The sequence below is a fragment of the Herpetosiphon geysericola genome, assembly GCF_001306135.1.
Lineage (GTDB): Bacteria > Chloroflexota > Chloroflexia > Chloroflexales > Herpetosiphonaceae > Herpetosiphon > Herpetosiphon geysericola.
The window spans coordinates 132216-156381 of record NZ_LGKP01000022.1; the positions used below are offsets into that span (position 1 = coordinate 132216).

A 24166-nucleotide genomic window follows, 5' to 3' on the forward strand; every position below is an offset into this window, starting at 1 on the left:
TATCACATTATTTTGCTTGCTTCGCAAGCTTTATTTTGCTATTGCTAGGATTCCATAGCAATAGCTGTTGGTATTATTTTCTGTTTAGATACATTCTAATGCGAAATTTGGCATCTTATAAGTACCAGTTTGCCAATTTATCTAAATATTGCAGATAGCTGATTATTGGAGAACATGCTAGGAAATGTGATGACGATTTGAGACACAAAAATCCCCTAGGCTATCAACATAGCACTAGGGGATTTTGCAAGGTACTTTTAGGCTAGCTGGAAATGGTATAGATGCTTATTGCCAATAGCCCGTCATCAAGTCGCCGCCACGGGTTGGAATCCCGCCGCCACCTGGGACTGGATTACCTTGGGCATTGTAGACCGTGAAAGTCACTTCTTGGCTAGCAGCTAGCCCACAGACATTGGTATTGCCTGCGCCGTCTACGTTGCCGCGATTGCCCAAACCATCAACAGCGACAAACCAACCACCTGTGCTAACCCCGCGAATGTGCACCGCAAAACAGGTTGGGTCAACCGCATTTTCTGCATACTTTTGGAAGTACAAGCGTTGGGCAACTGGCACCGCAGTTGGTGGTGCTGGCCGCGTTGGAGTGGCTGGCACCGCAGTTGGCGCGGTTGCCTGAATTCGGCTATTGGCTGTGGCTACATCCAAATTGCCATCAAGTTCTCGCAGGCCAGCAGCCTCGCGATAAATCGCATTAGCCCCCTCAAGATTGCCTGCTTCTTCAAGCTGGCGACCACGGCCAAGATAGGCTTCATACAACTGTTTGACAGTTTGCAACTTGCCCATCAGATCGCCGAATTCACCGCTGCCGGCATTTTGGGCTTCGCGATAGGCGTTGATGGCAGCTTGCCAATCTTGCTGTTCTGCAGCTGTTTGACCATTACGATAGAGGTTCAGCACTTTGGCCAAGTTGGTTCCCGGTTGGTGGTCGGGCTTAAAGCCAAAGGTTTTATTCAAAATCTCAAGGCTTGCTGCAACCTTGTCAGGGCCGGTCAATTCGTTGATCGTCCAGTTGTAGTAGGTTGCTGAGCCAATATTGCTCAAATCGAGATACGCTGGGTCGATTTCGAGCACTTTATCGAAGGCTGCGGCAGCTTTTGGCCAATCTTGTTGGGCATAGGCTTCTTGACCAACCACATATTCCAAGCGCTTAGCTTCTTGAGGATCGCTGGTTTGCTCGGCAGTTGGCGTTGCCGCAACAGTAGTTGCGGTCGTTGCGGTTGGCGTACCATCGCCACCAGCAACGTTGGCATCCGAGGTTGCAGTTGCAACGCTCGCAATATTGGGATCATCTTTGCCCTGGCCAAAGCTCAAAAATGCAATGACGAGCAAAGCTAAAAGTGCGCTACCCAAAGCGACAAGAACTTTTGGTGAACGGAAGAAATCTTTGGCTTTGCCAACAGGCGAGGCCTTCGGTGGCATTGCATATGGCGGTGGGGCAGTAGCATAATCTGCTTCAAACGATTGAGCGACTGGTGCCGGAGCTGGCCGCGCTAGCTCGATCCGTTGGGCATTAATTGGCCGCGCTGGCCCTTTCTTCGGCATCGGCTCATTCGCTAGCGAAGCCCCGCCCATGGCTAGATTGGCCTGATTGCCCGTTTGCGGATAGGCTTGGTTACCCGTTTGCGGATAGGCTTGGTTACCCGTTTGCGGATAGGCTTGGTTACCCGTTTGCGGATAGGCTTGGTTACCCGTTTGCGGATAGGCTTGGTTACCCGTTTGCGGATAGGACGGATACATAACGGTGCTTTCGTTATCGACCGGTTGATTGGTTTGACTTGGAATCGGTCGATTGGGCACGCTATGCGGCGTATACATCATCGTGCTTTGATCATCAAGCGGCACAGTTGGCGCTGCTGGCACAGGCTGATTGGCCTGCGAGGGAGCGCGTGGAATTTCTTGATCTGGCTTGGTTGTTGGGGCTTGGCGCAATGGCGCTTGAGCCGCAGTTGATTGTTGATTGACCACCGGATTTGGCTGAGCTGGCGTGTAAATTTGGGTCGCATCAACTGGTGCTTGAGCCGCAGTTGATTGTTGGTTGACCACTGGATTTGGCTGAGCTGGCGTGTAAATTTGGGTCGCATCAACTGGTGCTTGAGCCACGGGCGCAGCTGGTGCTTGGTTGACCACTGGATTTGGTTGAGCTGGCGTGTAGATTTGGGTCGCATCGACTGGCGCTGCTGCTTGATTGGCCACCGGATTGGCTGCTGGCGGCGTATAAATCATCGTACCTTCGCCTGCATCGGGCAAAGCCGAGGCCGCTGCTGAGGCTGCTATTCCAGCACCAAAGGCTTGGTTTTGAGTATTGCCTGCCTGCGGATTGCGTTGTGGTGGGCGATTTGGCGCACCAGGTCGATTTGCAATCGGAATCATCGGGCGACCGCTGGCGTTCAATTGTTGCGCTGGGCGATCACTAACTCGATTGAATTTAGCCTGCTTCAACGCTTCAACAAAATCTGACATTGTTGCAAAGCGGCGAATCGGATCTTTGGCAGTTGCTTGGGCCAAGATTTCAGCAGTTAATGGTGGCACATGCGGCGCTACATCTTGTAATGGAGGCAAGGGCGTTGTCAGAATCTTGCTCATGGCGATTTGCGCATTGGTGCTGATATTGGCGTAAGGATTATGCCCGGCCAACGATTCATACAAAATCAAGCCAAGCGCATAAATATCCGAACGCATATCGGCAGTTTCGCCCTCGAAGATTTCCGGGGCGGTGTATGCTACCGTGCCAGCAAAGCCACCAGCTTTGGTCATACGCGCTTCATTATTGGCCAAGGCAATCCCAAAGTCGGCGAGCACGGCATGGCCATTGCTGCGAAACAGAATATTGCTTGGTTTAATATCGCGGTGAATAAAGCCTTTGCCGTGAGCGTAGTCGAGTGCTGAGCCAATTTGCTCGCCCATTTCGAGGGTCAGATTGAGCGGCTGTTGCGGCTGTTGGCGCAATCGATCGGTTAATGTCCCACCAGCAATATATTCCATTGCAATATAATGGATTGGCTGGTAGGGATTTTGGGCTTGGGCAATATCGCTCGCTTCGTAGAGCTGCACAATATGTGGGTGATGCAAGGTACGATTGGCGCGAGCTTCGCGCATAAAGCGCTGAAGCGTATCGTTGTCGTGAGCAAAATAGGGTGGTAATACTTTGAAGGCAACCTGACCATAGGCTTGGTGCTGCGCGCGATAGACTTGCGCCATCCCACCACGGCCAATCTCTTCTTGCAATGTATACTCACCCAGTTGGGTATGTTCAAACGATTTCATTGCTGTAATCCTACAACGTCAACTGCGGAGTATCCCGCTTCTAGTATCAAGTGCCAAAAATTGCAGGCTGGGTTGTTGCCCCATTATCACATCATTCGGCAACATTGACAAGCACGAAATTGGAAATTTAAAAAATTCATTAATTAAGCGCTTAAGCGCTTGCTATCGTGCTGAATTTGAGCAGTTTGGCTTCAAAGGGGTTGCTCGCTCTGTGGATAGGCACTGCAAACGATCATCGATTAGCAGGTTTCGTGCCGCTATGCTGAGATGATGGCTGTAAATGTATGCTGGGATTTGCTAATTTGCTGTGCTCGAAGGCCTAAAATCCTACTTGCAAGCGGCGTAGAGTGCGGTATGCTAAAGCAACCACCAGAGGTTCCCTCGTACATTTTTAAGGACAATCCATGAACCCGAATATTCGTTTGCTGTCGCTGGCTTGTGAACGGCTTGGTTTGACGTATGAACATTTACATTCGACCGAAAATATTCTGCGAATCGTTGGCCCTACCCGCAATTGGCTGTTTGTGAATTGGAAGGCGCCGCTCAACGACAATACTATGAGCGAAATTTGCCGTGATAAAGATTATTTTTACACTTTAACACACTCATCAATTAAGCAACCGCAAACTGAATCCTATTTTCACCCGCTTGGCCCAGAGCGCTTTGCCAAATACCGCGCCTTTGATAGCTTTGAGGCAATTGCCGATGATGTGTTGGCCAAATTCGCCTTGCCTGTGATGATTAAACGCAATCGTGGCTCTGGCGGCTTGAATGTATTTCGCTGCCACGACCGTGAGGGTATCATTCGCGCTTTGACCAAAATTTTCGATGGCGCAAGCAAAGATTTTGATTATATTGCCTTGGCGCAGAGCACAATTGAGATTGCCCACGAATATCGCGCCGTCTTTTTAGATGGTCAATTAATCTTACTCTACGAAAAAAATATCGACCAAGCGTTGTTTGAGGGCAATCTTAGCCCGCTCCACTGGAATGGTGGCAAGGCGGTGGTGATTGATGATCAAGCATTACACACGACGATCAGCAATTTTGCAGCCTCATTATTTGCAGCCCTGCCGTTACGTTGGACAGGCTTGGATATTGTCCAAGATCGCAATGGCGAATGGTGGTTGATTGAGGCCAATGCCTCGCCTGGCTTCGAATATATTGCCCGCGATGCTGGCGATGACGTGATCGTCGAGGTTTATAGCAAAGTTTTAGCAACCTTAGGTGTTACCAGCCCAACGCTAGCAGGAGCACAAGCATGAGCGCCCAACGTGACCAATGGATTGGCCAAATTGAGCAATTACCAGCCCAATTAACCGAACTTGTTCGTCCACTTAGCCCAAACCAATTGACTACGCCATTTCTCGCCAATGAATGGAGCGTGGCCCAAAATATTCATCATCTGGCCGATTCGCATATGAATAGCTACATTCGTTGCAAATTGATCGCTACCGAGCACAACCCAACTCTCAAACCATATGATCAAGAGTTATGGGCCAACTTTGGCGATTCCCAGCAGGCTGATGTGGAAATTTCGTTGCAATTGTTGCGTTCGTTGCATGCCCGTTGGGTGCAGTTTTGGCGTGAATTACCAGAGGATGCATGGCAACGGACTGGCTTTCACCCAGAAAATGGCCCAGTCAGTTTGCTCAATTTGGTTGAAACCTATGCCGATCATGGGCTTGGCCATATCGACCAAATTCAACGCACTTTAGCTGCTGAGCCACAACAATGAGCGCACTGCAAGCAGTGTTGTTTGATGTTGATGGGGTGTTGTGTGTGCCAACTTTGCGGTTTGCCGCCTACTTGGAGCGCGAGCATGGCATCACTAGCGCCCACACCCGTGAGTTTTTTCAGGGCGTGTTTTTGGAGTGTATCGATGGCAAGGCCGATCTGCGCGACGTGTTGCCCGCCTACCTTGAGCAATGGCCGTGGCCGCATGATCTCGATAGCTTTTTAGCACGTTGGTTTGGCGAAGAAAGCCTGATCGATGCGCGCGTGTTGAATGCCATGCAACAGCTACGTGATCGCGGAATAAAGTGCTATCTGGCGACCAACCAAGAGCAGCATCGTAGCAACTATCTTTGGCACGATTTGGGCATGTGGCGCTGGTGCGATGGCATTTTAGCCTCATCAAGCCTTGGTGTGCGCAAACCAGAGCCTGGCTATTTTGCGTTGGCGACGCAACAATTGGCGCTAGTGCCTGCGAGCATCGCCTTTTGGGATGATACCAAAGCCAATGTTGTTGCCGCCCAAACCCATGGCTGGCAAGCTTTGCATTATCGCGATTACAGCGATTTAGCTGCTTGGCTCAACGCCAACTCAATTAACTAATTGCCTGAAAAAACAGAGACTGCTTGATCAATATTGATTAATCGGTCTCTGTTTTTTTTTGCACCAAAAATTAATATTCTCGTAGCTTGTATTTTTGCAAGCGAACTATCAGAATTTCATCATTGACATAGTATTTGATTATTTGCTAGCATAGCAATCCAGAGAACGAAGCCACCAATTCACTAATCACTCTTCTCCCTAATCTTCAATAATCTGTTTTAAGCTTGCTGCTAATTATTTGGGTGGGCAGGCAAGTGAAGCTCAAATCATTCGCAAGTATTTGCTGGAACAAGCACCAAAAGCAGCGCCAGCATGAATCAATTGTCTCGCACCGTATGGCTTCGTTAATCCACATCTAGGGGACTAGTTAAGGGGTGTTAAATGCGTTTACGTCTGTTTTTATTAGCGATTAGTCTTATAAGTTTAATTGGTTTTGTGGTTGTACAACGCAATGCTAAAGCCCAAACAATGCTCGAAACGAGCTTTCAAGCACCAGTGATTAATTGTTTTGCCAATATCGAGCCAATGGCCGATGATCAAACCAGTTCAGAAGTGACTGACTCTGGTTGTGAGATTATTCCAGCAGTCGATGCAATCTCTGGAGAGAAGCAAGCGATAGGCCATTGCGTTATTAATATCGAGCCAATCGATCCAAGCAAGGCTGGCCAAAGCTCAAAAGTTACTGGGGCGATGTGTTTCGCTACCTTTCAAACAGCCATTGAGCATGCAACCGATGGTTTGGTTAAGCTTTCAGCTGATAGTGCGCCAGAATTGCTTGACCAAGCAATGCTTGAATCTGCTACTACTGCCAAGACCACAATTATTGGCATTCAATGGGCTAATCCGCGATATTCAATTGCCGAGGGTGGGCTCAGCCAAATTTGGACGACAAGCCAAACTGCTGGCTGCGATGGCTATAGCTATGGGTTTGCCACCGTCGAATATGGCTGGAACAAACAGATTAGTTCGGCCAAAGCATTTGCCAATTGCCGCGACTTTGAGCATTACGAGCATGCAAATTGGACTGGATTACGCATCGATTGCACTCAAGCATGTCCAGGAATGGGCGCGATGAATGATCAAACAGCGTCATGGCGTTTGGATAATGTCCTGCCCTAGTTCGAAAGCGGAGCCTGATTAACCAAAAGCGCGATCAATTAATTGATCGCGCTTTCTTTATTTAATGGAGCTTGATGCTTAATCGAGTTGTTCGCTCCAGCCGCGCTCTTGCAAATCTTCGCGCAGGCGTTCGGTCAAGCGCTCGGCATCGGCGCGCCAGGTATGGGTTGCTGGGGCTAGCTTCAAAAATTGATCAAAATCGGCAATTGCTCGTGCCGCCGATTGCAAGCCATGAAAGCTATGCAAAATGCCGCGTTGCAAATATGGCTCGGCCCACTCAGGATCTTGCTTAATTAAATCGCTGAAATCGCGGACTGCGCCTGCATAATCATCAAGCTCGCGGCCACGAATCACCGCGCGGCGCAGGACTGGCATGTTCCACCATGGCGCATAGCTTTGGGCGCGAGTATAGGCATCAAAGGCCCAGCGATAGATTTGCTTGGAAAGGGTGCGATTGCCCCAATAGGTGCAACTTTGGCCCCAAGCAAACCACAGTTTGGCAGTCAACGGAATTTTTGCTTCGCTCATGCATGCTCCTTGCGGGCAATCGTCCTGACCCACGGCGGATTATCGGGCAAATCGGCCTCAACCACCCATTGATCAAGCACGGTTAATCCAACCCCAGCTAAGGCTTTGGTCACCAATTCAGGTTGATGAAAGGCAAAAAAGCGGCCATCGGCATGCCATTGTTCGCCGTCGCCAACTTTGAGGCTTAGGTAGCAAACCCCTTGGGGCTGCAAAACCCGCGCAATCTCGCTTAAGGCCAGCGAGAATTCGAGGTGCGGCAGGTGCAGCAGCGAAGCTTGGGCCCAAACGCCTTGCACACTTGCCGCAGCAATTGGCAAACTGCGCGAATCGCCAGCAACCAACGGCACTTCTGCTTGCTTGGCGAGTTGCAACATCGCCCAAGTTGGGTCAAGCGCAACCACGTGGTAGCCAGTCTCGCGTAATAAACGGGCATCGCGGCCCGGCCCACAGCCAACTTCGAGAATTTTGGCTGGGGCTGCAAGCTGTTGCTTAAAGCGATCAAGCGATTCTAAAACCCAAGGGCCAACTGCGCCACGGCGTTGCTGATAATCCTCAGCCATTATTTCGTAGGTTGCCACGGTTTGATTAACCTTACGATCAGTTGGCTTATGTAGGATGGCATAAAAATTTCCAGGTGCGCTGATCATCTCGCGCCGTTCGTGGTAGCGATAGCCCCAACGCTCGTACATGGCCTGATTTTCGGGTGAAACTTCGAGCGCACCCAACGAAATGCTTTGATAGCCTTGGGCGCTGGCCCATTGTTCGACTGTTTGGACCAAAAGCTTGCCATAGCCGCGGCCTTGGGCTTCAGGCTTGACGCTCAAACGCCAAAGGTGCAAATCGGTGTCGGTTGGTTTGAAGGTTCCAACTCGTACCGCTGCCACAATCTGATCTGCCTCTTCAACGACCAAAATTTGCCAATTAGGATGCTTGGCCTGCGATGCCGTCAGGCTCTCGACCGTTTCCGTGTAGACATAGGCATAGAGTTCGCTTTTGGCGCGCTGTACAGCATAGGCGGCATAGGTTACCTCAATGACCGCTGGATAATCTGCGTGGCTGGCCAAACGAACTTGGACTGGTTGACGTTCCATTGTGCTCCGACCTTAACAGCAAAATGCTCCGCTTTGTACTATACACCAGAAGTTTAATCAGCTGCTTTGCCAACTGCCAACACAACTTTAAGGTGGCTTTCGCCATACGCTGCGGGGTAATCCAACGGCGAGGCGGGATAATTGGCTTCAATCACGCCAGGCCAGCGCCCTTGCTGCATGCCGCGCTCAACCTGGCCGCGAAATTGGCGCCGCGACAAGCCAACGTGGTTACAACAGGCGATTAAATGGCCATTGGCTGGCAATAATTGCACCGCCAATGCTACCAATTCGGCGTAATGTTCTTCGGCACGCCAGCGCTTGCCCCGATTGCGCGCAAATGAAGGCGGGTCAAGAATCACCAGATCAAATTGGCGACCTTGGCGCACCCAACGACTGAGCCAATCGAAGACATCGCCAAACACAAACTGGCGATCTTCAACCGCCAAATCGTTCAGGCCATAATTAATTTTGCCCCAATCCAACGAGCGGCGCGAAAGATCGAGGTTGGTGACGATTGATTGGGGCGCAGCAGCCACCGCCGCCACCCCAAAGCCACAGGTATAGGCAAAGGTGTTGAGCACCCGCAATTGGCTGTTGGCAACCAAATTATGTACTCGCTGGCGGGTTTCGCGCATATCTGCATACAGCCCAACGCTCAGGCCATCGCTTGGCCGTAATTCATAGCGCAAGCCAGTTTCTTGAACCACAACCTGCTCAATTGGCGTTCCCCAAACTGGCGTAGTTGGAGCTAGCTCGGCCATTGCAGCCTCATCAACGTTGGCGGCAGTGCGCGGACGATATTTGGCATAGATTGCCTGCGGCTGCCATTGCGCAACCAAGGCATTGATTAAGCTCTGGGGCACTTGGCGCACCTGCTCGTTGTAGCACGACGCAATCAACACCTGATCAAGTTTATCGACCGTCCAATCTTTTAACCATGGGTGGGTTACGCCATCGCTGGGGCCGTGAAAGACCCGAAAGATGGTAGTGGCAGGGTCAGCAACTAATGGTGCTCGGCGTTCAGCGGCTAATTCAATTAAGCCATTGAGCGCTGCTGGCTCGTTGCTCTGCTGTAATTCGGGCAAGCCTTGGACAACGCGGGCAAATAAGGCTGGCGCTGGCGCTTGCACATGCAACGGCTGTTGGCTAATTGGGTGAGTAAAACGCAATGCGCTGGCGTGCAATATCAGCCGAGGGGCAGTTCGCGCCACATCATACAGCTGGTCGCCAACAATCGGATGGCCCAATGCTGCGCAATGCACCCGCAGTTGATGGGTGCGGCCAGTTTTGGGTTGCAATTCGAGCAAACTAAACCGCCGATCAGGGCTGCTCGCCACAACGCGATAATGGGTGATTGCTGTTTGGCCCCGCCGATCATGGGCTGGCGCGACCTGCATCAGGCCATCTCCAGCAGGCGCAATCGCCGCATCGATAACGCCTTGGGCTGGGCTTGGTACGCCATACACTATAGCTTGATAGGTTTTTTCAATCGTGTGTTCAGCAAAAGCTAGGGCCAAATTGGCGTTGGCAGCGGGAGCAATCGCGAACAACATCACGCCAGAGGTATCGCGATCAAGCCGTTGATGAATTGCCAAATACTCAAGTTGCAACTGAGCGCGTAATGCCCGTTCAACATCAGTTAATGCCAAATCGCCTTGGGGCGCGTGAGTTGCCACGCCAGTTGGTTTATTAATCACCACGATCTGCTCGTCGCGGTAGAGAATTTCGAGTTGCATTGTTTGCTTCCTTCAGTTAATTGCTGCTTAGTGTACCGTAAAAGAGCATAGAACAGAGAGCATAGAACATAAGGCAAAGTCAGAAGTCAGAAATCAGAAGTCAGAAATCAGAAGTCAGAAATCAGAAGTCAGAAATCAAAAACCGAAAGGATGAGGGATGAAGGATGAAGAGCATAGAGGTGTAGAGAAGGGATGGCTATGGGTTTTGGGATAATAATCTGTGGAATCTGTGGCTAAAAAACTTAACCTTAGCGCTCTTTGCGTTCTTCGCGGTTTCGTTCTTCGTGCCCTTCGTGTCCTTCGTGGATCAAATTGCCCCCTCGATCCATGAATCAAGGGGGCAATCCACAGATTACATCCGAAACACACCATATTTAACATCGGCCAGTGGCGCGTTGGCTGCTGCCGATAAGCCTAGTGCCAAGCTCATGCGCGTATCAACTGGATCGATAATGCCATCATCCCATAAGCGAGCGCTGGAATAATACGGATTGCCCTCGGCCTCGTATTTATCGAGAATTGGCTGCATAAAAGCTTGTTGCTCGGCCAAACTCAAATCTTGGCCTTTGGCTTGCAACCCGTCGCGGCGCACGGTCAACAACACATTGGCCGCCTGCGAGCCACCCATCACCGAAATACGGCTATTTGGCCACATCCAAAGTTGGCGCGGGCTATAGGCACGGCCACACATGCCATAGTTGCCAGCCCCAAACGAGCCACCAATTACCACCGTAAACTTTGGCACGCGGGCATTCGAAACCGCCATCACCATTTTGGCTCCGTCTTTGGCAATCCCGCGTTGCTCGTATTCGCGGCCAACCATAAAGCCAGTGATATTTTGCAAAAACAGCAACGGAATCGCCCGTTCGTTGCATAGCTCGATAAAATGGGCTGCCTTCAAAGCACTTTCGGAGAATAAAATGCCGTTGTTGGCCAAAATACCAACTGGATGACCATAAATATGTGAAAAACCTGTCACTAAGGTTGTGCCATAGCGCGCCTTGAATTCATCCAAGCGCGATCCATCAACGATCCGGGCAATAATTTCGCGCACATCAAACTGCTTGCGGGTGTCGGCGGGAATAATTCCGTACAATTCTTGCGGGTCGTAGCGTGGTGCTTCTGGCGTGCGCAGCGGCCATGGGTTGGCTTTGCGATGCTGCAAATTGGCCACAATCAAGCGCGTGATCGCCAAGGCATGCTCATCGTCGTCGGCAAAATGGTCGGCAACCCCAGAAAGGCGGGTATGCACATCGGCGCCGCCTAAATCCTCGGCGCTGACAATCTCGCCGGTTGCTGCTTTGACCAAGGGCGGGCCACCAAGGAAAATCGTGCCTTGCTCGCGCACAATCACCACTTCGTCGCTCATGGCTGGCACATAGGCGCCGCCAGCGGTACAACTGCCCATCACGACGGCAATTTGTGGAATGCCCAAGGCCGACATTTGGGCTTGATTGTAGAAAATCCGCCCGAAATGCTCGCGGTCAGGAAAGACTTCTGCTTGCAAAGGCAAAAATGCTCCACCGCTATCGACCAAGTAAATACAGGGCAAATGATTTTGTAGCGCAATTTCTTGGGCACGCAAGTGTTTTTTTACCGTGAGTGGATAGTAGGTGCCGCCTTTGACCGTCGCATCGTTGGCGACGATGAGCACCTCAATGCCTGATACCCGCCCAATTCCCGTAATGACGCCTGCCGCTGGTACATCGTCTTCGTAGACTTGCCATGCAGCCAAGGTTCCAATTTCCAGCCAAGCGCTGCCTGGGTCAAGCAAGCGCTCAATCCGATCGCGGACAAGCAATTTGCCGCGACGTTCGTGGCGGGCGCGGGCCTCAGCACTGCCACCTTGGGCAATCTGCTTGGTTTGTTGACGTAATTCTGCTGCCAATTGGCGATGAAAATCGGCGTTTTGGCGAAATTCAGGGCTATGAATATCGAGCGTACTCTGAATGATCGACATTGATCGTTCCTTATCACTAGACGTTCGCTGCGAACATGATACTGATGATCGCGCTTAAAACAAACCAACCCGAATTGTTTGCTCGCCATAGGGAAAATCCGGGTCGTCGGGATACATGCCATAGCGCGAGAAAACCCACGCTTTCAAGGCATGTTCATTATCAATCACTGCCTCGTAATGTGGTGGCTGATGGCGCTCGCAGGTGGCAACTTCATACTCAACACAGACATTTGGGCGCTGCATATAAATGCCACAACGGCTATCTTCCTGTAAATGCTCGCATGGCAGACCAATTTCTATTTCCCAAACCGATTGTTTGACCAAACATTTTACGCCGCGATGCAGCACCAGCCAGCGCAACACATCAAAATCTTCACGAGTTTCAGGGGTGTCAATTGGCAAAATAAACGAGCGACAACACAAACCACCACAACCAGCACAACTCGGCTGATTCTGATTAATCACATTTAAGCTAAGCGACATAGTTCTGTTCCTTGTGGATGAAGTTAAGCACTGGACGAATCTATTTTAATCCAAAAGTGTTTATTTAACCACGAAGGATCATTAGCTGGGGATCGGTTGTTGGGGGCTGGGGATCGGGGTTTTAACTTGGCTATCGACGTTGGGCTATCGGAACAGGATTTGGAATTTCAAACCATGTTCCGATAGCCAATAGCCAATTCTCCTTCGTGGATCGTTAATCAGTATGTTCTTTGCTCTATGTTCTATGTTCTTTGCTCTATGTTCTACCTAGTCAATTCAAATGTTGCCTGCAAACCGCCAAGGCTGCTTGGCGCAACCCAAACATGAAACTCGCCTGGCTCAGCGATTTTTTGCATCGCATTATTGTGGAAACTTAAATCGGCGCTGCTCAGTTCGAACGTCACAGCTTGGCTTTGGCCAGGCTCCAAATGGATGCGCTGGAAACCTTTGAGTTCTTTGATTGGGCGGGTCATGCAGCCCACCAAATCACGAATATACAGTTGCACAACTTCCGCGCCAGCATACTTACCAGTGTTAGTGATGGTGGCGCTAATGCTGAGGGTTTCGTCGAAGCCTATTTTTTGGCTGGATAAACGCAAATCGCTATAGTCGAATGTCGTGTAGCTCAAGCCATAGCCAAAGGCGAACAAGGGCCGATGATCAACATCAAGGTAACTTGACGTAAAGCCGCTAGGGTCAAGCGGCGTGCCAGTTGGAATGCTGGGTGCGTCTTCACTTGGCGGGCGACCAGTGTTTTTGCGATTGTAATAGACTGGCACTTGGCCAACCGTGCGCGGGAAGCTGATCGGCAAGCGGCCCGAGGGGTTATCCAAGCCAAACAATAAATCGGCAATGGCTGGGCCTGCCATCGTGCCAGGATGCCAAGCATACAATATGGCTTGCACTTTATCGTGCAATTCGCCCAACACCAATGAACGCCCAGCCATCACAACGGCAACCACAGGCTTGCCAGTTGCCACCAAGGCATCAACCAAGGCCAATTGGGAACCAGGCAAATCGATAAAGGCGCGGCTGTGGGCTTCGCCACTCAAGCCTGCATCTTCACCCAAAAAGGCCAGCACCACATCTGCTGCTTGCGCCGCAGCAACCGCTTCGTCAAACAAGCTGTGATCGGTGCTGCGGGCTTCGGCCAAGCCTTGGGCAAACTCAACGTGCTCGGCGCCAAGCAACTCACGAATCGCTTGCAATGGAGTTTGGCTATCTTCGGGCTTGCCATCAAACACCCAACAGCCAAGTTGATCGGCGGCATGATCGGCCAACGGGCCAACGATTGCAACCTTGGTTTGGTTTTGGCTGAGTGGCAAGGTTTGCTTGTTACTCAGTAGCACACAGCTTTCTTTGGCAATTTGGCGCGCCAAATCCAAATGCTCAGGCGCAACCAACGTTTCAGCAGCGGCAGCGTTGGCATAGGGTTGATTGAATAAGCCCAAGTGGAACTTGATCCGTAGCACTCGCCGCACTGCATCATCAATCAAATCGAGGCTGAGCGTGCCGGATTCAACCAATTCAGCTAGATATTCGGCGTAGCTGGTGCTGGCCATTTCCATATCAACCCCAGCTTGTACGCCCTTCAAGGCTGCATCACGGGCATCAACAGCATAGCCATGGGCAATCATCTCGACAATCGAGGCCCAATCGCTCACCACCATGCCATCGTAGGCCCATTCGCCTTTTAAAATCTGGCGCAAGGTAAATTCGTTGCCCGAGGTTGGCACACCATTCAAATCGTTGAAGGCGCTCATAAAGGTAGCTGCGCCAGCCTCAGCAGCAGCTTGGAATGGCGCTAAATAGACATCACGCAGCAAAACCTCAGGAATCCAAGCGGTGTTGTAATCGCGGCCATTTTCGCTTGCGCCATAGCCAACATAATGCTTGGCACAGGCGGCAATTGCCTCGGGAGCAGTTAAATCGTCGCCTTGAAAACCTTCGACCATCGCCACTCCCATCAAGCTGGCAAGATAGGCATCTTCGCCACAGCTTTCGGCAATTCGGCCCCAGCGTGGGTCGCGTGCAATATCAATCATTGGCGCGAATGTCCAGTTGATGCCAGCACCAGAGGCTTCGCGGGCGGCAACCCGAGCGGCTTTGCGCACCAACTCAGGGTTAAACGAGGCTGCTTGGCCAAGCGGAATTGGGAAAATCGTACGAAAGCCGTGAATCACGTCGCGGCCAATTAATAGCGGAATGCCCAAGCGCGATTCTTCGACCGCGATGCGCTGAATTTCGTGGGCCTCTGCATCGATCACGTTCAACACCGAGCCTAAGTTCCCTTCGCGAACGAGGTTTTTTTGGTTCTCGCCAGTGCCATGAAGTTGGCGCATTTGGCCAATTTTTTCGGCCAGGCTCATTTGGGCCAACAAGGCTTCGATTTGTTGCTCATACTGCATCTGTGTTTGTCCTCATTGAGCACGCTGACTGTCATAGTCAAGTTGGCAATCACCATTCGACAGCCTAGAATCGGCCATTGCCGCCCATGCAGGTAGATTTTTAGCTGGAAGATGGGTTTTGAATCAAGCTGAAATTCTTGATTCGGTTGATCTCTAAATTTCTGCAAGCGCTTGCAATTGTGCCGCTAAGCCTTTGCACTGTCAAGTTGGGCCAAAAAAGGCCGAGGAATTTCCTCAAGCTTCGCTGCTTCGATCGAGGCTAAATCTGCTTCCTTCCTATTCCATACATGGCGAGGTGGCACTTTATAAGAGATTGAATTAAGATATTTGGCAGCGTTTGTTTTATCGATGAGGAATGATTCATGCAGGTTGTAACCACAATTGAGGAAGTTCGGGCAGCTCGGCGCCAATGGGCCAACGTTGGTTTTGTGCCAACCATGGGCTTTTTGCATGCTGGGCATTTAAGTTTGGTGCAGCAAGCCAAGGCTGAAAATGGTGTGGCGATTGTCTCAATTTTCGTTAATCCAACCCAATTTGGCCCCAACGAAGATTTTGCTAGTTATCCGCGCGATACCCAGCGCGACCTTGATTTATTAAGCGAAGCTGGCTGCGATTTGGTCTGGATGCCAAGCATTGAAACAATGTATCCTGCTGGGTTTAGCAGCTATGTTGAGGTGGAAGGGGTGACTGCACCGCTCGAAGGTGCGCGTCGGCCTGGCCATTTTCGCGGCGTGGCGACAGTTGTAACCAAATTATTTAATGTTGTGCAACCAACCAAGGCCTATTTTGGCCAAAAAGATGCCCAACAAACCGTGGTTATTCGCCAATTTGTGCGCGATTTGGCGTTGCCCGTTCAAGTGGTAATTGCGCCGACCGTTCGCGAGGCTGATGGCTTGGCGCTGAGCAGCCGCAACAGCTATCTCACGCCTGAGCAACGGGCAGCGGCTCCGGTGCTTTATCGCGCCTTGAGCGCCGCCCAAACTGCCTACATAGAAGGCCAAGCCGATGCAGAAGCAGTGCGCCAATTAATGCTTGCAACCCTCAACCAAGAACCGCTAGCTCAAGTCGATTATGTGAGCATTGCCGATCCTCAGAGTTTGCAAGAATTGACGACGATAGACCAACGCGGCGCATTGGTTTCGTTGGCAGTACGGATTGGCAAAACTCGGCTCATCGATAATTTGATATTGTCGTAAAGCACTTAACGCAGAGGCGCAGAGAATAAACTTTACTAGGTTTTAGGAGAGGGTTGAACTGCCTTCGTTTAAGCCATCTACTTTTAATTCTCTACGTCTCCGCGTTAAAATTCTGCTCGTTGACCGTGGCTTAAAACCCTAGGCGTTCAATCCGCTCGTCAACCAAACTGCTTACTTCTGGGTGTTGCTCAGCAACATCGCGCAACAAGGTGCGCAATTGGCTTGGTTCAAGCTCATCGAGCGTCACCTTGGATGCTGTTGCTGGCAGAACTTGCTCGGCGCAATAGCTTAAAAAGAGCAGCACCGCCACCCCATGAGCGCAGAACTCGCTAGCCTGAGCAGGGCATGTGCATTGAATTGCAATCTGCTGAACAGAATGAATTTGGATACTAACCAAATAATGGCGATTATTACGATCACCAACTGAGGCCTGAACGCTTGCGCCATGGGCTTGGACAGCTTCGACCATGCCCTGCTCGAAATATTCCAAGCCCTGTTCAAAGTTCACTGCGCCTGCGATTGCCTGAATTTGAGTCTCAGAAACCACTGGAAACTCCATACATACCTCGTATTATGTGGGCAACTTATTCTAACCCGAGAATCCATTGCTGAATACGCTCAACTAGCGTGCTTGGCTCTGCATCGACGTTGAGGGTCAAGGCATTGCTGGGGATTTCCAAAGTTGCCAATTGGCTAGTTAGTAGGCTGCTGGGCATAAAATGATTGCTGCGTTGTTGCAATCGAGCCTGAATTAAGCCTGGGTCGCCAACCAAATGGACAAAGTGTACTTGCTGATTAATCTGCAAATAGGCTCGATAGTCAGCGCGTAAGGCTGAGCATGCCAAGACCAAACTCTGATTTTGGCTGCACGCAGCCTCAATTTGTTGGCGCACCAACGCCAGCCATGGCCAACGATCGGCATCGGTTAATGGCTGGCCGCTGGCCATTTTTTGGCGATTCGCTTCAGGGTGCAGATCGTCTGCATCGATAAAGTGCCAAGCTTGGGCTGCTGCCAATTGCTGACCAATCGTTGTTTTGCCAACTCCGCTCACGCCCATAACCACAATCACCATAACAACTCCATTTAAGCCAAAAGAGAGAGTTGGTGCATTCCAACCCTCTCAAATGATAATCGGTTGTTGTTGAATTCAGAACTGGAGGCTATGGCGTTGAACAACCGTCGAGCGCAGCAAGAACATGCCGCCAATGCCGACCCCAGAGCTAAGATAGAACCAGACAAACGCAGCGGGTAAACTGATTGCTGCCAAGCCAATTGCTGGGAGCACAATTGCTAAGCTGCCAACCAAAACTGCTGCTGGGCCATGTAAGTTGAGCCGTTGGCCAATCACCATCGCAATTGCTGCCAGCCCAATCAAATAAGGCACTTGGGCAATGAGCAATAGCACTGGCAAAACCGCCAAGCCAACCAACGAGAAGATCAAGAGCAAGGCAATGCCGCCGACGACCACAACTGAGAGCACCGACCATACCAGGCCCAAGCCCAACGCGCGTTGGGTTGCCAAGCGAATAATTTGGGCGCCGCTGGCAAATGAGCGTGGCCAAATGAGGCTCAACAAGCTAGCGATAATTGTGGCCAAAATTGCCAAAACCACTGCCAGAATGACCCGCGTTGAAGTGTTGAGCGTCTGATTGCCTTCTACTGGTAAGAGCGCTGCTGCGCCGCTATCGCTGAGATTGCCATTGAAAACGGCTCCAGCTTGGGCAACATCGGCTCCCGCTTGCATCTGAACTTCGCCAGTAGCTGCCATGACGTTGCCTTGGGCTATCGAATCTGCTTCGAAGGTAACATTGCCAAACAAACTGACGACATCGCCTTCGACTGAACCACGGACGATAATCGAGCCAGTGACCGAGGTTACATCGCCTTCAACCACGCCATCAATCACGATTTGTTGGCTGATGGTTGCGATATCGCCGCCTTCAGTCGTGCCAGCGCGAACCACCAATGCATCACCATCGGTGCGTAGTGCTTGGGCAAACACAAAGGTTGGTGAGGCAATAATAATCAGGGCTAGAATAATCCAGCCAAATAAGAACACTCGTGGATTGCGCTTCATTGTTCTACCTCCACAAGCAGCGCCGGTGAAGGGGTCAACAAACGTCGCCAGATCATCAGTGCTGCACCTGCAAGCACAAGCATCCCAAGGAGCAAGGGGATGCCAATTAATCCAAGGGTTGCCGCCATCGGCTTGCCTGCTAAGGTCAAGGCCATAACTCCGCGGCCTGCGCTTGAATCAACCCCGCCAAAGGTAGCGGCAGGCAAAGAACTATCGAACAAGACCCCATAACCGCCCCAGAGGACGATTAATGTGACGAAGCCCAGAACCACACCCCACAGCACACGTTGACGTAAGGCACGGCTACGGGCTTGAGTTGCTGCAAGCTCAGGAGTCGCTGGTAATTTTGCCATTAAGCTGGCGGCAAAATTTGGCGGTGGAATAGCCGATTTGGGAGCGGCTAAGGCGGCGGGCAATTGCCCAAGTTCATCGAGGCACATTGGGCACTCCTGTACATGACGAGAAATCAGTTGTTGGTCGTCAGGGTCATCTGGTTGCTGAGCGCGTAGCTCGCGAATCGAACGGCATGTCATAGCTCTGCTCCTTGTTTATCCAACGCAGCGGCCACCATATTGCGAGCACGATGGAGCCGGGTTTTAACCGCACTTTCTGATAGCCCCGTAATATTTTCGATCTCTTGATAGGAGAGATCGTTCCAGTAGCGTAGCACTGCCACCAGCCGATAATGATCGGGCAGGGTGGCTAAGGCACGTTGGACGGCATCGCGCAACTCACCACGCAATGCTGAGCGTTCAGGGCCATCATCGGTACTTGGTAGGGCAAATGCCAAATCATCAAGTGGCACTATCGGTCGCCGTCGCCGTAAGCGATCAATGCAGTAGTTCGATGCGACTGAAAAGAGCCATGTAGAAAATTTGCGGCTTTGATCGAACGTTTCAAGCTTGGTATAGGCCCGGATGAAAATTTCTTGGGCTGCATCTTCGGCCTCATGGCCATCGTGCAACATCCGGTAGGCCAAGTTGAAAATTGGCCCTTGGTACAATTCGACAATCCGTTGAAATGCAATTTGGTCGCCACGAATTGTCGCCCGCACCAGCGTCAATTCTTCACTATTGATCTCTGTCACGCGGTTCTACCTCGCACCACTATACTCGGTACGCGCTGAGCAAGGGTAATGTTTCATTGTCAAGAGGGGATTTTGGATTCCCATCGGTGTGATGCTCGCTATGGTACCTAAGGATTGGCTAAATGGCAAAAGTGAACGTTACTACGGGCAGCTAGCAATATATCTATGCCAGGAATTACGCCAATCCAACAGCCTACTAATAGTATTCTGCTGCAACCTCGCGTATAATGCATAGTGGCTTTTAATCGTGTTCGTTGAAAGGAATCACTCAATGACCAATCCACCACAAGGGCTGGACGAAACCACCCAAGGTGGCCCGCAGCGGCCTGTCGTGCCGCCACAGCGGGTTCAGATTCGCTGTCAAAATTGCCAAACGCCGTTTGTGGTGGCACTTTGGACATACGTTGATGTTGGGGTGCAGCCCGAATTAAAAGGCGCGATGCTTTCAGGTCAATTAAATGTCGCTGTCTGCCCCAATTGTGGCGCTGGCGGCATGTTGGCCTCACCCTTGATCTACCATGATCCTGAAAAGAAATTTTTCTGGACGCTCTTTCCTCAAGAATTAAACTTGCCACCAGAAGAACAAGAGCGCTTTGTTGGCGAGGCTTCCAAAGTGGCTATGCAATTGTTGCCACCAGATGCTCCTCGCGGTTATTTGCTCACGCCACGGCGCTTTATGACGATGCAAACTATGCTCGAAACCTTGTTGGAAAGCGAAGGCATTACCAAAGAGGCGATGCAAGCGCAACGTCAACGGGTTGAGTTGCTGAGCCAACTAGCAGAAGCCCTCGAAGCCGATCGGGCCGAGAATTTGCTCGATTCAGCAGAAGGCAAATTGGCGCAAGTAGTGGCCGATAACAAAGCTGCACTTGATGGCGAATTTTTCTTGACCCTCAACTCCTACATCGAAGCAGCCTTGCAACAAGGCCGCGAAGATAGCGCCGAAATGATCGGCGAGCTGAGCCAACGAGTCATGCAATTAAGTGGCTTTGATCCAGTTGCCGCAGGCTTGCAAGAGCCAGCGGTCGAAGATGTGGTTGCTGCCTTGCGCGATGCAGATGATGCGAGCCTCGAAGATGTGATTAGTAATTATCGACCCTTGATCGATGATGAAACCTTCGAAGCTTGGGATGCCCAAATTGCCACCTTGCCTGAGACAGAGCAAGCTGCTGCCCAAGCCCGCCGCGAGCATATTTACAGCACCCTCGAACGCATGGATGCTGAAGCCCAAGCAATTTTTGAAAAAGCCAATGGCCTGTTGCGTGATGCCTTGCAAGCAGAAGACCCACGGGCCTTGTTGACTGAGCGCAATAAAGAGTTGAGCGAAGCCTTCTTTGTAGTGATCGATGCCAACTTGAATGCAGCGATGCGCACCAATCAGCAAATTATTGCCGAGCAATTGATGCTGTTGCGCCAAACCGCTGCCGAAGTGTTGCAAGAGGCCATGACTCCGCAAGAACGCTTGATCAATCAATTATTGAGTGCTGAAACTGCTGGCGATGCTACCAAGCTGCTACGCAAAAACATGGCCTTGGTCAACGGCGATTTCGTCAAGGAAGTCAACCAATTGGCCGAGCAAATGGAAAAAGCAGGCCGCAAAGAAGTTGTTGATCGCTTGCGCCAAGTCGCCCGCGAATCAGCGAGCCTCCTGTTTTAAAAGTCAAAAATCAGAAGTCAAAAGGCAGAAGCGTTGGCTTATCTCGTTTATAATGACCATGGAGTTGTTTGCCTTTTGAGTTTTGCCTTTTGACTTCTATGAAAGCTTTACTTCGTTCGACAATGGTGCGTGGTTTGGCGCTGGCCTTGGGTGTTTTTACTCGGCCAGCGCCAGCCCAACCGCAGCGCATTTTGGTGATTAAGCCCGACCATTTGGGCGATGTTTTATTGTTGACCCCCGCCTTACGTGCTTTGCGTCAAAGCCAACCCCAAGCCCAGATTACGCTGCTGGTCGGTTCATGGGCCAAACGCCTCTTGGCCGATAACCCTGATCTTGATGCAATTGAAAGCTGCGAATTCCCTGGCTTTGTGCGTGGCGCTCAGCCCTCGGCTTTGGCTCCCTATCGCTTGCTCTGGCAGGAAGCTGCCCGTTTGCGCCAAATGAAGTTTGATACAGCCTTGGTTATGCGCGATGACCATTGGTGGGGCGGCTTGTTGGCGCTTGGTGCTGGTTGTGGCCGCCGGATTGGGTTTGCCCATCCCTTGGTTGCGCCAAGTTTGAACAAGGCCTTGGCTTGGAACCCAAATGCGCATGTAACCCAACAAGCCTTAGATTTGGTTGCTGCACTTGGCTCTGTTGACACTCAAAATCATAGGTTGCGCTTTGTGCCAAGTGACGAGGAACATGCTTGGGCAGCTGCTTGGCTGGCCCAGCATCAGATTCAAAAACCATTGCTGGCGATTCAGGCGGGCAGCGGTGGCGCGGCAAAATTATGGCCAGCTGAACGCTGGGCGCAGGTTGCTGAACAATTGGCTGATCAGGCTCAAATTGTGTTAACTGGCGGGCCTGCTGATGCTGCTGATGTGGCAGCGATTAGCCAGCATTTGACGATTCCGCATCTGAACGCGGTTGGACAGGCCAATTTAGGTCAATTGGCGGCCTTGTTTGGACGCTGCGCCGTGGTGTTGGGGGTCGATAATGGCCCGTTGCATTTGGCAGTCAGCCAAGCAACGCCCACTGTGCATCTCTTTGGGCCTGGCGATAAGCGGCGTTTTGGGCCTTGGGGCGATCCGCAGCACCATGTTGTGCTTGATGCAGCAATAGCGTGTTCGCCATGTGGTGTGTTAACCCATTGCCCACGCCAAACCAAGCCCAGCGAATGTATGACCGCAATTACCGTTCAGCAGGTGGTGAAGCAGGCCAAACGCTTGCTGGTACAGACTGGAACATAGCGCTAACACACTACGTACAAGCCATGAAATCAACTTGTTTTGAGGAAAGCAGCATGCAACAATGGGAATATCATGTTGAACTTGTCGATGTTAGTGGCTTTTGGAGTCCGAATGTTGACCCAAGCACGCTTAGTTTGATGCTGAATAAAGCTGGTAAGGATGGCTGGGAACTTGTGAGCATTGTTGATCTTAATCAAGCTCAAGGGCAAAGTTCGCGCCTCATTGTTACCTTCAAACGCCCCAAAGCATTCAACTAAGGATCGGTTTAATGCCTGATTGAGTGCCATGCGGGCTATGCTATAGTAGCCTAGCATGAACGCATTGAAGCAACAGCACTCGCGGCCTTGGCCTCGGTATATTCAAACAGTCAGTTGGATCATTCTGATTCAACTGGCTTTGTTTTGCCCGATTGCCTGTATTGCCCATTGCTGGTGGTGGGGCATGCAAAGCCAAACTGGTGCTGCTTCGGAGCATGCGATGTTGGTTTGTGATTTGCACGCGCAGCATAGCGATTCCGCGCCACAGCCAATGCCTCCGCTACCTGATGGCTTGGCAGCAGTCTATCCAATGGTGTTGCTCCTGCTTACTAGCTGGATGCTTGCGTCTCGTTTATGGCGACGTTTGCTGGAAGTGCAACGCGTTTGGCCGAGTTATCATCCGCAAATTATCACGCCCCCGCCAAGAATCCTCGTGCTTGGTTAATAACTGGATTCCTACAAACTTGAATTTATAAAATTCTTAAGGATGGGTGCTATGAAATACGCTCATTGGCTTTTGGCCTGTGTGCTGCTTGGGCTTGGTTTGAGTTTAAGCGGTTGTGGCACAGCTAGCTATCAGATTATTCGCCCAATTGAAAACCCAACGGCTGCGCCCGATTTTAGCTTGATTGATCAGCATGGTGCTGAATTCCATTTGGCTGAGCAACGCGGCAAAATCGTGATTCTCTTTTTTGGTTTTACTGCTTGCCCTGATGTGTGCCCCTTGGCTTTGGGGCTTTCAGCTCAGGCTCGCAAACAGCTTGGCGCTGATGGTGACAAGGTGCAAATTGCCTTTGTGACGGTCGATCCTGAGCGCGATAATCCGGCAACGATCGATCGCTATGTTTCGTTGTTCGATTCAACGATTTTGGGCTTAAACGGCGAAACGGCGGCGGTCGAAGCGGTGAAAAAAGAGTATGGCGTGCATGCTCAGCGACGCGAATTGCCTGACTCGGCCTTGCAATACACCATCGATCATACTGCTGGCTTGTATATTATCGATCAACAAGGGCGCTGGTTTGCCATGGCCAACCACGATGTTGATCCAACTCTTTTAGCGACTGATCTTAAAACGATGTTGCAATACATCGCTGTTGAATAAGTGGAGAAACCTTTCATGAAACGTTTAATCTTGGCCGTATTGCTTTTGGTCTTAGCCGCTTGTGGCTCGGCAACTACCCCGACCACCGTGCTAAATAGCAGCAATAGCGCAGCGAACACGCTTGGTTCATTAACGATCGATGGTTCGTTTGCGCGGCCTGCCTTTGCTGCGGCAACGCTGATGCAAACCCCAACCATGGCAACTACGCCAGTTAGCCCAACCATGGGCGGTGGCATGGGTGGCGGCACGATGATGGGCAGTAATAGTGCTGCTTATATGACGATTCGCAATACTGGCGCTGCCGATAGCTTGATTGCTGCTGCAACCGATGTTGCTGGCAAAGTCGAGTTGCATACGGTTACTGCCGATGGCGAGGTGATGAAGATGGAGCAAGTCGAGAAGATCGAAGTGCCAGCCAATGGTGAAGCAGTATTAAAACCAGGCGGCTTCCATATTATGTTGTTGGAAATCAAGCAGGATCTCAAAGTTGGCGATACACTTGATCTCACCTTGACCTTTGAAAAGGCTGGCAAGATTACGGTGAAAGTGCCAGTTCAAATGCCAAGTGCCCAATAAGAGCATAGAGCAAAGAACATAGACAATGCAGCGAAAA

Annotated in this window: 23 protein-coding genes; 11 read left to right on the plus strand and 12 right to left on the minus strand. The window is 51.0% G+C overall.

What is annotated here, in order from left to right:
- Positions 1-285 precede the first annotated feature (285 nt).
- A complete protein-coding gene (locus SE18_RS13425; protein ID WP_054534978.1) occupies positions 286-3282 on the minus strand; it encodes a serine/threonine-protein kinase in 2997 nt (998 codons plus the stop codon).
- A 404-nt stretch (positions 3283-3686) separates the two neighbouring features.
- On the opposite strand from SE18_RS13425, the gene SE18_RS13430 reads away from it, so the two are divergent.
- The 4 genes from SE18_RS13430 to SE18_RS13445 all read left to right on the plus strand — a co-directional run bounded on the left by SE18_RS13430 (position 3687) and on the right by SE18_RS13445 (position 6738).
- Entirely contained in the window at positions 3687-4547 is an 861-nt protein-coding gene (locus SE18_RS13430; RefSeq protein ID WP_054534979.1) for an ATP-grasp domain-containing protein, read from the plus strand.
- The gene (locus SE18_RS13435) at positions 4544-5020 is read left to right on the plus strand and encodes a DinB family protein (RefSeq protein WP_054534980.1); all 477 of its coding nucleotides are present in this window, start codon (positions 4544-4546) and stop codon (positions 5018-5020) included. Before SE18_RS13430 ends, SE18_RS13435 begins: the two co-directional genes overlap by 4 nt.
- The gene (locus SE18_RS13440) at positions 5017-5619 is read left to right on the plus strand and encodes an HAD-IA family hydrolase (protein ID WP_054534981.1); all 603 of its coding nucleotides are present in this window, start codon (positions 5017-5019) and stop codon (positions 5617-5619) included. The genes SE18_RS13435 and SE18_RS13440 overlap by 4 nt, the downstream gene beginning before the upstream one ends.
- Before the next feature lie 381 nt (positions 5620-6000).
- Positions 6001-6738 (plus strand): hypothetical protein, encoded by a 738-nt coding sequence (locus tag SE18_RS13445; RefSeq protein ID WP_054534982.1) that lies wholly within the window; start codon positions 6001-6003, stop codon positions 6736-6738.
- 78 nt (positions 6739-6816) lie between these two features.
- Here the strand turns inward: SE18_RS13445 and SE18_RS13450 are convergent, their stop codons facing one another.
- The 6 genes from SE18_RS13450 to bglX form a co-directional block, all read right to left on the minus strand.
- Positions 6817-7266, minus strand: coding sequence for a tetratricopeptide repeat protein (locus SE18_RS13450; protein WP_054534983.1), 450 nt, complete (start codon positions 7264-7266; stop codon positions 6817-6819).
- The gene (locus SE18_RS13455; protein WP_054534984.1) at positions 7263-8357 is read right to left on the minus strand and encodes a bifunctional GNAT family N-acetyltransferase/class I SAM-dependent methyltransferase; all 1095 of its coding nucleotides are present in this window, start codon (positions 8355-8357) and stop codon (positions 7263-7265) included. Before SE18_RS13455 ends, SE18_RS13450 begins: the two co-directional genes overlap by 4 nt.
- A gap of 53 nt (positions 8358-8410) precedes the next feature.
- The gene (locus tag SE18_RS13460; protein WP_054534985.1) at positions 8411-10093 is read right to left on the minus strand and encodes an RluA family pseudouridine synthase; all 1683 of its coding nucleotides are present in this window, start codon (positions 10091-10093) and stop codon (positions 8411-8413) included.
- A gap of 352 nt (positions 10094-10445) precedes the next feature.
- A complete protein-coding gene (locus SE18_RS13465) occupies positions 10446-12053 on the minus strand; it encodes a carboxyl transferase domain-containing protein (protein WP_054534986.1) in 1608 nt (535 codons plus the stop codon).
- 54 nt (positions 12054-12107) lie between these two features.
- Positions 12108-12536, minus strand: coding sequence for a YkgJ family cysteine cluster protein (locus SE18_RS13470; RefSeq protein ID WP_054534987.1), 429 nt, complete (start codon positions 12534-12536; stop codon positions 12108-12110).
- Between the two features lie 263 nt (positions 12537-12799).
- Positions 12800-14944 (minus strand): beta-glucosidase BglX, encoded by a 2145-nt coding sequence (gene bglX, locus SE18_RS13475; protein WP_054534988.1) that lies wholly within the window; start codon positions 14942-14944, stop codon positions 12800-12802.
- 362 nt (positions 14945-15306) lie between these two features.
- Here bglX and panC point away from each other — a divergent pair, with 362 nt between their 5' ends.
- A complete protein-coding gene (gene panC, locus SE18_RS13480) occupies positions 15307-16140 on the plus strand; it encodes a pantoate--beta-alanine ligase (protein WP_054534989.1) in 834 nt (277 codons plus the stop codon).
- A 130-nt stretch (positions 16141-16270) separates the two neighbouring features.
- Here panC and SE18_RS13485 read toward each other — a convergent pair whose 3' ends face one another.
- The 5 genes from SE18_RS13485 to SE18_RS13505 form a co-directional block, all read right to left on the minus strand.
- Positions 16271-16687: an SWIM zinc finger family protein gene (locus SE18_RS13485; protein WP_152976648.1), complete on the minus strand. Its 417-nt coding sequence runs from the start codon at positions 16685-16687 to the stop codon at positions 16271-16273.
- Between the two features lie 37 nt (positions 16688-16724).
- A complete protein-coding gene (locus SE18_RS13490) occupies positions 16725-17213 on the minus strand; it encodes a gluconokinase (protein ID WP_054534991.1) in 489 nt (162 codons plus the stop codon).
- A 75-nt stretch (positions 17214-17288) separates the two neighbouring features.
- Entirely contained in the window at positions 17289-18218 is a 930-nt protein-coding gene (locus tag SE18_RS13495; protein ID WP_054534992.1) for a bactofilin family protein, read from the minus strand.
- Complete coding sequence (locus tag SE18_RS13500) at positions 18215-18751, minus strand: hypothetical protein (RefSeq protein ID WP_054534993.1); 537 nt, start codon at positions 18749-18751, stop codon at positions 18215-18217. Before SE18_RS13500 ends, SE18_RS13495 begins: the two co-directional genes overlap by 4 nt.
- The gene (locus tag SE18_RS13505; RefSeq protein WP_054534994.1) at positions 18748-19305 is read right to left on the minus strand and encodes a sigma-70 family RNA polymerase sigma factor; all 558 of its coding nucleotides are present in this window, start codon (positions 19303-19305) and stop codon (positions 18748-18750) included. Before SE18_RS13505 ends, SE18_RS13500 begins: the two co-directional genes overlap by 4 nt.
- A gap of 271 nt (positions 19306-19576) precedes the next feature.
- Between SE18_RS13505 and SE18_RS13510 the strand changes: the two genes are divergently transcribed.
- From SE18_RS13510 to SE18_RS13535, 6 genes are all read left to right on the plus strand, one after another.
- Positions 19577-20962, plus strand: a complete 1386-nt coding sequence (locus SE18_RS13510) for a CpXC domain-containing protein (protein WP_054534995.1) — start codon at positions 19577-19579, stop codon at positions 20960-20962.
- A gap of 98 nt (positions 20963-21060) precedes the next feature.
- Positions 21061-22194, plus strand: coding sequence for a glycosyltransferase family 9 protein (locus SE18_RS13515; protein ID WP_054534996.1), 1134 nt, complete (start codon positions 21061-21063; stop codon positions 22192-22194).
- Between the two features lie 53 nt (positions 22195-22247).
- Complete coding sequence (locus SE18_RS27505) at positions 22248-22451, plus strand: DUF4177 domain-containing protein (RefSeq protein WP_054534997.1); 204 nt, start codon at positions 22248-22250, stop codon at positions 22449-22451.
- Positions 22452-22506: 55 nt separating this feature from the next.
- Positions 22507-22896 carry a hypothetical protein gene (locus SE18_RS13525; RefSeq protein ID WP_054534998.1) on the plus strand — a complete coding sequence of 130 codons (390 nt, stop codon included), beginning with the start codon at positions 22507-22509 and terminating at the stop codon, positions 22894-22896.
- A gap of 51 nt (positions 22897-22947) precedes the next feature.
- Positions 22948-23553, plus strand: a complete 606-nt coding sequence (locus SE18_RS13530) for an SCO family protein (RefSeq protein ID WP_054534999.1) — start codon at positions 22948-22950, stop codon at positions 23551-23553.
- A 15-nt stretch (positions 23554-23568) separates the two neighbouring features.
- A complete protein-coding gene (locus SE18_RS13535) occupies positions 23569-24129 on the plus strand; it encodes a copper chaperone PCu(A)C (RefSeq protein WP_054535000.1) in 561 nt (186 codons plus the stop codon).
- Positions 24130-24166 lie beyond the last annotated feature (37 nt).